Origin of the sequence: Plantactinospora alkalitolerans, assembly GCF_015690345.1 — a bacterium.
In the GTDB taxonomy this organism is placed as follows: domain Bacteria; phylum Actinomycetota; class Actinomycetes; order Mycobacteriales; family Micromonosporaceae; genus Plantactinospora; species Plantactinospora alkalitolerans.
This window is the reverse complement of record NZ_JADPUN010000346.1, coordinates 1-9,054: the sequence shown is the minus strand read 5'-3', so window position 1 is coordinate 9,054 and position 9,054 is coordinate 1. Positions and strand designations below refer to the sequence as shown.

Genomic DNA, 9,054 nt, shown 5'->3' with positions numbered 1-9,054 from the left:
GTCGGGGTCACCGCGGCCGGCGCCGCCGCCAGCAGCAGGCGGCCCAGCCCGCCGGGCCGGCCGGTGCGCACGTCCCGCACCGCGGCGACCAGCCAGGGCAGGGCCGCGTACGCCAGCAGGAGGCCCCACTGCCCGAGCAGCAGCCGCTCGGCGAGGTACGGCGTCCAGGCGTAGGCGAACGCACCGACCACGCGGGTGAGCGTCCGCCCGGTCGGCATCAGCCGGGCCATCCCGAGCGCCGCCAGGTAGACGATCGCGACCAGCGCGATCCGCTGCACCAACCAGCCCGGCGCGAGGAGGTTGGCGGCCGACACCAGCGCGTCCAGCGGCACGGCGCGCGGCAGGGCATCGGCCGGCGCGACCATCTCCCAGCTCAACGGCTGGCGTGGCACGAAGACCATGTCGTAGCGCAGCACGTAGCCGGGCAGGGCCAGCGGGGCGAGCACCACGGCGGTGATCGCCGCCGCGACGGCGTGCGGCGCGGTACGCGAGATCAGCCGGTGCCGCACCGGCTACCCGACCGGCTGTGGCACCAGGGCGCCGATCTCGATCTCGTCGGTGCAGAACGTGGCCGCCGGGTCGGCAACCGTGAGCTGGACTGCGTTGCCGCCACCCGACACGAGCAGGAACATCGCGTTCAGCCCCCGGTGTACGTCGAACGGCACCGCCTCGCTGCCGCCGAGTCGGAACAGGGCGGTGGTGTCCCGGTCGCTGATGTAGCCGATCCGCACCGCCTGCCAGTAGTCGACGACCGTGCCGGCCAGGGGGATCCGCGCCGTCCGGCCACCCGTGACCTGGTAGCCGCAGCCCGGCGCCGGCCCGGGTGCCGCCTGAACGCCCTTGACCCAGGCGGGGCGGATGTGGCCGGAGGCGTCGAAGACCGAAAGCTTCCGGGCCTTGGTGACGAAGACCGGTTCGTCGTCGAGCGGCGCGAAGAATCGCGACTGGAGGTTCCACGGCTGGGCCAGTCCGGGGACCACGATCTCGGGGACCGGCTGGTCCATGAACACGGTTCCCGGCTCGGCGGCGGCCAGTTCGGCGCGGGCCGTGTTGAGGTAGTCGCGCCCGGCCTTGGACTGCCAGTCGGTGCCGAAGTCGACGCCGCTGTAGACGCTGCTGGCGACCAGCAGGACCAGGCCGACGGCGAGCGCGGTGGCGAACGACTGGGGGTGGCGGCGGATCGCTGCCGGCTCTCCAGCGTCGGCCGGCTCGGTAGCGTCGGCGGTCCGCGTAGCGTTGGCTGGCTGCGTGGCATCGGCGGGCTCGGTAGCGTCGGCGGGCTGCGTCGCGTCGGCCGGTTGCGTCGCGTCGGCCGGTTGCGTCGCATCGGCTGGCTGCGTCGCATCGGCCAGCTCCGCCCGGCGCAGGCCGCAGAGCGCCACGCCGACGCAGAGGGCCGCGACCAGCAGCACGTCGCCGAAGTAGCGCGGCACCAGGCCGGCCACGCCGCTGAACCCGGACCCGAGCCGGGTGGCGCCGATCAGCCCGGCACCCAGCCCGGAGTAGAGCGCCAGCAGGATCCACGCCCGGACCGCCACCGTGCGGCGCAGCCACACCGTGCATCCGATGAGCGCCGCCACGATCGCCCACGAGACCAACTGGGCGGTCCGGGTCAGGGCGACGACGGCGGGGCCGTCCGAGGCGTCGAGCCAGGTCCACGGGCCGCCCACCAGGCCGGCGGGAAGGGACTGCCCGTAGTACTGCTGAAGGAACGTGCTCACCTCGCCGGCCGAGATCGGCGCGCGTAGCGTCGACGTCGACACCGACAGGTAGCCGGCCAGGTACACCACGGAGATCCCGCCGAGCACCAGCCAGGCGGGCCACCAGCGGCGGATCGTCGTCAGTACCGCGCGCAGCGGTCCGCCCGGTGCGTAGAGGCAGAGCGTCAGCAGGAAGACCACCGCGACCACCAGCAGTGCCTTCTCGAAGAAGAGCAGGGCGACGACGACCGACGCGCCGAGCGTGACCAGGTGGCGGGGTCGGCGGGTACGGAGGTAGCGCACCTGGGCCCCGATGGCCACGATCATGGCCAACTGCATCGGCAGCAGGTTGATCCCCACCGCCCACCAGGCGCTGTCCTCCAGGGTCAGCGGGTTGAACACGAACAGGCAGAGCGGCACGAGCAATGCCCAGCCCGCCGGGAGCAGGAGACGCAGCAGCCGGTAGAAGGCGATGCTGACGGCCACCTGACCGATCACCATGAGCGTGGCGTACGGCCAGTACTCGTACTCGGTCAGTCGGTGGGTTGCCCAGGTGAGCAGGCGGGCGGCCGGCATGAAGTGGTTGTTGTAGAGCCCGAACAGGTGCTCCGGACTCAGGCCACCGGCGTCGGCCTGGCCGATGATCGTGAAGTCGTCGTTGGTGAGGTAGCCGCGCGTGGTGATCGAGGCCCGCCAGAGCACGCTCGCGGTGATCAGCACGGTGGCGGCGAGGTGGATCGGGTCGACGGCCTTGGCGGCCGTGGCGGCCCTGGTGTTCGGCGTGCTCGTGGTTCCCGACGCGGTCGTGGCCCCCGGGTCCGTCATCGGGTCGGCTCCGCGCGGCGGAACAGGACCATGTTGACGTAGCGCGGCCGTGGGTCGACGACCCGTCGGGCGAAGCTCTGCGCCACCCGGCCGACCGCCGCCCGCTGGTGCCCGACCAGGTCGAAGTCGGCCAGCGGCACCCAGCGGTCGTCCGGCAGAACGTACGGCCGGTAGCCCCACCCGTCGAGCAGCGCGAGCACCGGCTCGATCGGCTGGATCCGTTCCTCCAGTTCGATGAGCAGAAGCGGGCCGTCCCGTCGGATGGTGCGCTCGGCGCCGCGTAGCGCCGGCAGCTCGTGGCCCTCGACGTCGAGCTTGACGAACCGCACGTCGGTGAGCCCGAGACCGTCCACCGTGATCCGTTCGACCGTGACGGACGGGCCGTCGCCGTGCTCCACCGACGAGGTGCCGATGCCGGGACCACCGGCGGGTACGAACAGCTCCGCCGTACCCGGCCGGTCGGAGGCCACCGCCTCGACGACCCGTACGTCCGGATAGGCGGCGGCGACGCACCGCGCCAGTTCGGCGGCCGGCTCCACCGCGACGACCCGGTCGGCCAGTCGCCGCAGGCCGCGCGTCCACGGCCCGTACCAGGCACCGACGTCCACGGCGGTGCCGCCGCGCGGCGCGTACGAGGGCAGCCGGGCGAGTTCCGGTTCGACCCGCGGATAGGCGAGCCGGACGGTGGCGCCCACGGCACGGGCCGGGAGCCTGGCGGCTAACCGCGAGCTCAGTTCCGTGGACAGCGTGCTGGCCATGGTGTGGAACCTTAGACCCTTGCCTACCGATGGGTAGACCCGAGGTTTCCTCGCCAGTAACCTGCACTGGCCAGCGGGCGATTCCGCGCCGGGCAGGCGGAAGGGTGCGGCGATGACACAGGCGGACGGTGCGGCGGCGGTCGACGTCTGCGTCGTGGGCGGCTGTGGACGGGTCGGCCTGCCACTGGGTATCGCGCTGGCCTCGCGCGGCCTGAGCGTCGTGCTGTACGACATCGACGCCGCCGCGGTCGACCGGGTCAACTCCGGTGTGCTGCCCTTCGCCGAGGCGGGCGCCGCAGAGCTGTTGACCGCGGCGCGGGCCGCCGGCCGGTTGCGCGCGAGCACCGAGGCGACCAGCGTCGGCCTGGCCGACACCCTGATCGTGGTCGTCGGCACCCCGGTGGACGAACACCTCAACCCCGACCTCGGCGCGGTGCCCCGGGCCCTGGAACGCTGCGCCGAGCACCTGCACGACGGGCAGTTGGTGGTCCTGCGCAGCACGGTCTACCCGGGCGTGACGGCGCTGACCGAGAAACTGCTGGCGAGCCAGGGCCTCGCGGTCGACGTGGCGTTCTGTCCGGAGCGGATCGCCGAGGGCCGGGCGATGACCGAGCTGTTCACCCTGCCCCAGATCGTCGCGGCCCGGACGCCGCAGGCCAGGCAACGGGCGGAGCTGCTCTTCCGCCGGCTCACCGACTCGATCGTCGCGCTGGAGCCGGAGGAGGCCGAACTCGCGAAGCTGTTCACCAACACCTGGCGGTACGTCAAGTTCGCCACCGCCAACCAGTTCTGGATGATGGCCAACGACTTCGGCCTCGACTTCGCCCGGATCCGGCACGCCGTCGCGTTCGACTACCCTCGGGCGGCCGACCTGCCGATGCCCGGCTTCGCCGCCGGTCCGTGCCTGCTCAAGGACACCATGCAACTGGCCGCGTTCAACCGGAACAACTTCGTCCTCGGCCACTCCGCGATGCTGATCAATGAGGGCCTGCCGCTGTACCTGGTCTCCCGCCTGGAGGACCGGTTCGACCTCGCCGCGATGACCGTCGGCATCCTGGGCATGGCGTTCAAGGGCGGCAGCGACGACACCCGCAGCAGCCTGGCCTACAAGCTGCGCAAGATTCTGACCCTCAAGGCCGGGGAGACCCTGTGCACCGACCCGTACGTGGTCGACGACCGGCTCCTTCCACTCGACGAGGTGCTCCGACGCGCCGACCTGCTGGTGATCGCCGCGCCCCACGGCGACTACGCCGACCTCGTCACCGACAAGCCGCTGATTGACATGTGGGGCCTGACCGGACAGGGCGTGCTGGTGTGACGCCCCGGGTCACGGTGGTCATCCCGGTCTACAACGAGGGCGTGGGCGTCGTCCGCTGTCTCGAACGCATCCTGCGCGAGGTGTTGCTGCCCGCCGAGGTGCTCGTCGTGCACGACACGCCGGAGGACACCACCGTCCCGTACGCCTTCCAGGTCGCCCGCCGCGACCCACGGGTCCGCCCGGTGCTCAACACGTACGGGTCCGGGCCGGCGAACGCGATCCGGTTCGGCATCGACGCGGCGCGGGCACCGGTCGTCGTGGTGACGATGGCCGACGGCTGCGACGACCCTCGGCAGATCGACGACCTGGCTCGGCTCGTCGACCGTGGGGTGGTGGTCGCCGCCGCGTCCCGCTACATGCCCGGCGGGCAGCAGGTCGGCGGGCCACGATTGAAGCGGGCGGCGTCCCGGTGGGCGGGGCGCACCCTGTGGCTGCTGGCACGGGTCGGCACCCGCGACGCGACGAACAGTTTCAAGGCGTACGACACCGACTTCGTCCGCGAGGTCGGCATCGAGTCCCGGACCGGGTTCGAGATCGGCATCGAGCTGACCGCGAAGGCGACCCGGTTGCGCCGCCCGGTCGCCGAGATCCCGACGATCTGGCTGGATCGGCAGCTCGGTGAGTCGCACTTCGACCTGGGGCGGTTCCTGCCCAGCTATCTGCGCTGGTATTTTTTCGCGTTCGGCCGGCGGCTGACCGCGCAGCAGCTCGCCGCGCGGTGGGAGGCGCGGCGACCGGCGTCACCCGCACCCGCGCCGGACGTGGCTGCGGCGCCCGCGCCGGATGTGGCTGCGGCGCCCGCACCGGACGTGGCGACCGCACCCGCGCCGGACCTGGCGGCGGCGTCCGCCCCGGACGTGGCGACCGACGACGTGGCGCGGTAGAGGAGATACGGATGGCGACGGTGCTGGTCACCGGCTCGGCGGGCTTCATCGGCGGCTATCTGGTCGAGGAACTGCTCGGCCGTGGGCACGACGTGGTCGGGCTCGACAACCACTCGAAGTACGGTCCGGTGGCACACAGCTACGACGACAATCCCCGATTCCGGTTCGTCGAGGGCGACGCCCGCGACGCCGCGCTCCTCGCCGACCTGCTGGCCGGTTGCGACCACTTCGTCGCCGGCGCCGCGATGATCGGCGGAATCTCCTACTTCCACGCGTACGCCTACGACCTCCTCGCCACCAACGAGCGGATCATGGCGGCGTCGTGTGACGCGGCGATCGCGGCGCACCGGGCCGGCCGGCTGCGCAAGGTCACCTACCTCTCGTCGTCCATGGTGTACGAGTCGACCGACCGTTGGCCCAGCCGGGAGGGTGACGAGCGGCACGTCCCGCCGCCGCTGTCCTCGTACGGCTTCCAGAAGTTGGCGGTCGAGTACTACGCGCGGGCGGCCTGGGACCAGTACCGGTTGCCGTACACGATCGTGCGGCCGTTCAACTGCGTCGGCGTCGGCGAGGGACGGGCGCTCGGCGAGGCGGAGGTGCTCTCCGGCAACGTCAAGCTGGCGATGTCGCACGTGGTCCCCGACCTGGTGCAGAAGATCGTCAAGGGGCAGGACCCGCTGCACATCCTCGGCACCGGCGAGCAGGTGCGCCACTACACCTACGGCGGCGACCTCGCGCGCGGGATCGCGACGGCGATGGAGCACGAGGCGGCGTACAACGAGGATTTCAACCTCTCGACCGCCGAGTCGACCACGGTGCTGGAGCTGGCCGAGCTGATCTGGCGCAAGATCAAGGGCCCGGACGTGCCGTTCCGGTACGTCAGCGACGAGCCGTTCGCGCACGACGTGACCAAGCGGGTGCCGGACGTCGCCAAGGCCCGCGAGGTGCTCGGCTTCACCGCGACGACCGATCTCGACGCGATGCTCGACGAGGTGATCCCGTGGGTGACCCGGGCCGTGTACGACGGCCGCCTCTAGAGTCGCGCCGGACCAGGCGGCACATCGGCCTGTCCGGGGCGGCGGTGGCCGTGGCGGGCGCGCTGACCAGCGGCCTCGGCTACCTGGTGCCGGTCCTGGGCGCCCGACAGCTCGGCCCCGGCGACCTGGGCGCGCTGGCCACCGTCCTCGCGATCGCGGCCATCGCCGGCGTGCCCGGGGTGGGGCTGCAGATCGCGGTCGCGATCCATCGGGCCCGTACGCCCGGCGCGGCGAGCGGCCGGATCGGCTGGTTGACCGCGGCTGTCTGCGCCGGGGCCGTGGTGGTCCTGACGCCGGTGTCGAGCGTGCTGCTGGACCTTTCGCCGGTCGTGCCGCTGCTGCTCGCCGTCTACACCGGCGCCGTGGTGGTGGCCGGCAGGTGGCTGGGCGAGTTGCAGGGCGACGAGCGCTTCCTGCGCCTGGCGCTCGGCATGGCGGTGCTGGCCGTCTGCCGGTACGGGGGCCTGATCGCCGGTCTGCTGGTCGGTGCCGGCCTGACCGGGTCGGTCCTGGCGGGTACGGCCGTCGCGCTGCTGATCCCGCCGGTCCTGGCCCGCCTGACCGGGTCGCGGGCCGACGCGTCGGGCGGCACCGGCACCGGCATCACCACCGGCACCGGCATCACCACCCGGCAGGTCGTCACCGCCTGCTCGGCGACGCTCGCGATGCTCGTCGTCTCGTACGCCGATCTGCTGCTGGTCCGCCACCTGCTGCCTGCGGACGCCTCGGGCGCCTACGCGGTCGGCACGGTCCTCACCAAGGGGGCGCTGTGGGCGCCGCAGGTGGTCACGGTGCTGGCGCTGCCACGCCTGGCGCAGGGTAACCGGCGGGCCCTGCTGGTCGCCCTCGGGCTGGTGGCCGGCTGCGGCGCGTCGCTGGTGGCGGCGTCGGCGCTCGCCGGTGGGCTCGCGTTCCGCCTGGCGGGCGGCGCCGACTACGTCCACCTCGGCCGGTACGCACCGGTCTTCGCCGCCACCGGTGCCCTCTACGCGCTGGTCTTCGTGCTGGTCAACGCCCAGGTGGCGGCGGGCACGCGGTGGCCGTCGGCACCACTGTGGGCGGCGACGGTCGGCCTGCTCGTGGTCGCCGAGTGGCTGGTGCCGCACACCTTCGCGGCGATCCTGTGCTGCGCGGTCGGCACGGCCGGGGTGGCGCTCGCGCTCACCGCGCTCGCGACCCGCCGGGATGGCGCGCGGCTGGTGCCATAACCGGCACCGTACGACCGGCCACTTCGGACTCCTCGCCGGATACCGGTCAGGCCACAAGGATGGAAACGTCGTACTTCCGCACCTCGGGCGTGTCCAGGAGCAGGCTCATCCGGTCATTCCGAGGTCGTCAGCGAGCGATGGCCTCGTTCACCTCGGGTGCGTCCCAGTCCTCCGTCACCACGAGGCGACCCCGCAGCGAGCCACGACCGGCCCGGCTCACCCGGCTGGCGCCCGAGGCTACGCGCTGCCCGGGTTCAGCGCTGCCACGGGTGGGGCGCTCACCAGGGGCCCCGGTTGGGCGTACGCCGGGCCGGGTCGACGAACCAGCATCGGGCGTGCCGGGACTGCCACTGCCGCAGCCCTTGCCGATTCCGCTCCGCCTCGGCACGGGCGGCGCTCTCCGCCCGCAGCGCGCTCTCCAGCTCGTCAGCGAGACGCCCCAGGTAGGCGTACACCTCTTCCGGGTCGAGGCCGCGCCACCGCGAACCGAACGTCACCTGGGACGGCGGAATCCGCCGCCGAGCGTGGTGGGTCATCGCGCACCCCGGGCCGGCACCGGCCCGTGAGGATGTTCCACGTCGATCCCTCTCCGTCGGGTAGCGGCGCCGAGGCGGGCGGGGTCGGTCGGCGCCCGTCCGGATGGCCGCCGACCGGAGCCCGGCACCCGCCCCGGGCCCTTTCCGCTTCCGGCCGCCGTCGGCACACGGCGGCCGGAAGAGGCTCTAGCTGGTCGCGCCGGTCAGCCGATCGGTGTACGAGGTCAGCGCGCCGCCCGCCTCGGTCAGGCTGGCCGTCATCAGGCCGAGTTGTTCGGCGGCCCGTGACCACTGCTCGGTGACGACCTCGATGGCGAAGTCCGGATCGACGACGTCCCTGAGGCGCCGCTCGGCGGTCCGAAGCCGGTCGGGCAGCCCGGCGATCCGGTCGGCGACCTCGGCAAGCTGGGTACGCGACACCGTCAGCGTGCCGGCGACCTGGCCGATGCTGGTTACGTCGGCCCGACCGGCGCGCTCGTGCAGCCGCCGGATGCCTCCGCCGAGCAGTTGTTCCGCGTGGTTGGCCAGGTCGAGCGCGTCCTCGCCGCAGCGGCGGGCCTGCCGCAGTTCCGGGTGTGCGGACCCGGCCCCGGTCCGCTCCAGCAGCGCGGCTGCCGCCGCGACAGTCAGGTACGCATCCCGCAACTCACCGGCGACCTGCTCCGCCACCCACGCCGCACTCGCCTCCGGTGTATCCAGCGGTACGTCCTCGGTTGCCGGTACGTCTTCCGTCGTCGCCGCTTCCGGCACCGTCACCGCACACCTCCGCCAGGGGTGTCGTCCTGATC

The 9,054-nt window shown here is 72.8% G+C and carries 7 protein-coding genes and 2 pseudogenes; 4 read left to right on the top strand and 5 right to left on the bottom strand.

Features of this window, described 5'->3' with window-relative positions; genetic code table 11:
- The 3 genes and pseudogenes from I0C86_RS36990 to I0C86_RS36980 form a co-directional block, all read right to left on the bottom strand.
- Positions 1-509, bottom strand: a pseudogene (locus tag I0C86_RS36990) (hypothetical protein); the annotation flags it as partial.
- Positions 510-512: 3 nt separating this feature from the next.
- Entirely contained in the window at positions 513-2,525 is a 2,013-nt protein-coding gene (locus I0C86_RS36985; RefSeq protein ID WP_196205966.1) for a hypothetical protein, read from the bottom strand.
- Positions 2,522-3,220: an FkbM family methyltransferase gene (locus tag I0C86_RS36980; protein ID WP_323374084.1), complete on the bottom strand. Its 699-nt coding sequence runs from the start codon at positions 3,218-3,220 to the stop codon at positions 2,522-2,524. Before I0C86_RS36980 ends, I0C86_RS36985 begins: the two co-directional genes overlap by 4 nt.
- A gap of 175 nt (positions 3,221-3,395) precedes the next feature.
- On the opposite strand from I0C86_RS36980, the gene I0C86_RS36975 reads away from it, so the two are divergent.
- From I0C86_RS36975 to I0C86_RS36960, 4 genes and pseudogenes are all read left to right on the top strand, one after another.
- On the top strand, positions 3,396-4,601 hold the full coding sequence (locus I0C86_RS36975; RefSeq protein WP_196205964.1) for a nucleotide sugar dehydrogenase: 1,206 nt from the start codon (positions 3,396-3,398) through the stop codon (positions 4,599-4,601).
- Positions 4,598-5,485, top strand: a complete 888-nt coding sequence (locus tag I0C86_RS36970; RefSeq protein ID WP_196205963.1) for a glycosyltransferase family 2 protein — start codon at positions 4,598-4,600, stop codon at positions 5,483-5,485. Before I0C86_RS36975 ends, I0C86_RS36970 begins: the two co-directional genes overlap by 4 nt.
- An 11-nt stretch (positions 5,486-5,496) precedes the next feature.
- Positions 5,497-6,522, top strand: a complete 1,026-nt coding sequence (locus tag I0C86_RS36965) for an NAD-dependent epimerase/dehydratase family protein (RefSeq protein WP_196205962.1) — start codon at positions 5,497-5,499, stop codon at positions 6,520-6,522.
- A pseudogene (locus tag I0C86_RS36960) lies at positions 6,486-7,777 on the top strand (polysaccharide biosynthesis protein); the annotation flags it as partial. The gene I0C86_RS36965 and the pseudogene I0C86_RS36960, both read left to right, overlap by 37 nt.
- 231 nt (positions 7,778-8,008) lie before the next feature.
- On the opposite strand, the gene I0C86_RS36955 reads toward I0C86_RS36960, so the two are convergent.
- Together I0C86_RS36955 and I0C86_RS36950 are read right to left on the bottom strand one after the other, a co-directional pair.
- Complete coding sequence (locus I0C86_RS36955; protein WP_196205960.1) at positions 8,009-8,266, bottom strand: DivIVA domain-containing protein; 258 nt, start codon at positions 8,264-8,266, stop codon at positions 8,009-8,011.
- 186 nt (positions 8,267-8,452) lie between these two features.
- Positions 8,453-9,022 carry a hypothetical protein gene (locus I0C86_RS36950; protein WP_323374082.1) on the bottom strand — a complete coding sequence of 190 codons (570 nt, stop codon included), beginning with the start codon at positions 9,020-9,022 and terminating at the stop codon, positions 8,453-8,455.
- Positions 9,023-9,054 lie beyond the last annotated feature (32 nt).

Excerpts from the sequence above, each read along its gene's own strand:
- I0C86_RS36985 (WP_196205966.1), bottom strand. The coding sequence starts at position 2,525 with ATGACGGACCCGGGGGCCACGACCGCGTCGGGAACCACGAGCACGCCG.
- I0C86_RS36975 (WP_196205964.1), top strand. The coding sequence starts at position 3,396 with ATGACACAGGCGGACGGTGCGGCGGCGGTCGACGTCTGCGTCGTGGGC.
- I0C86_RS36965 (WP_196205962.1), top strand. The coding sequence starts at position 5,497 with ATGGCGACGGTGCTGGTCACCGGCTCGGCGGGCTTCATCGGCGGCTAT.
- I0C86_RS36955 (WP_196205960.1), bottom strand. The coding sequence starts at position 8,266 with ATGACCCACCACGCTCGGCGGCGGATTCCGCCGTCCCAGGTGACGTTC.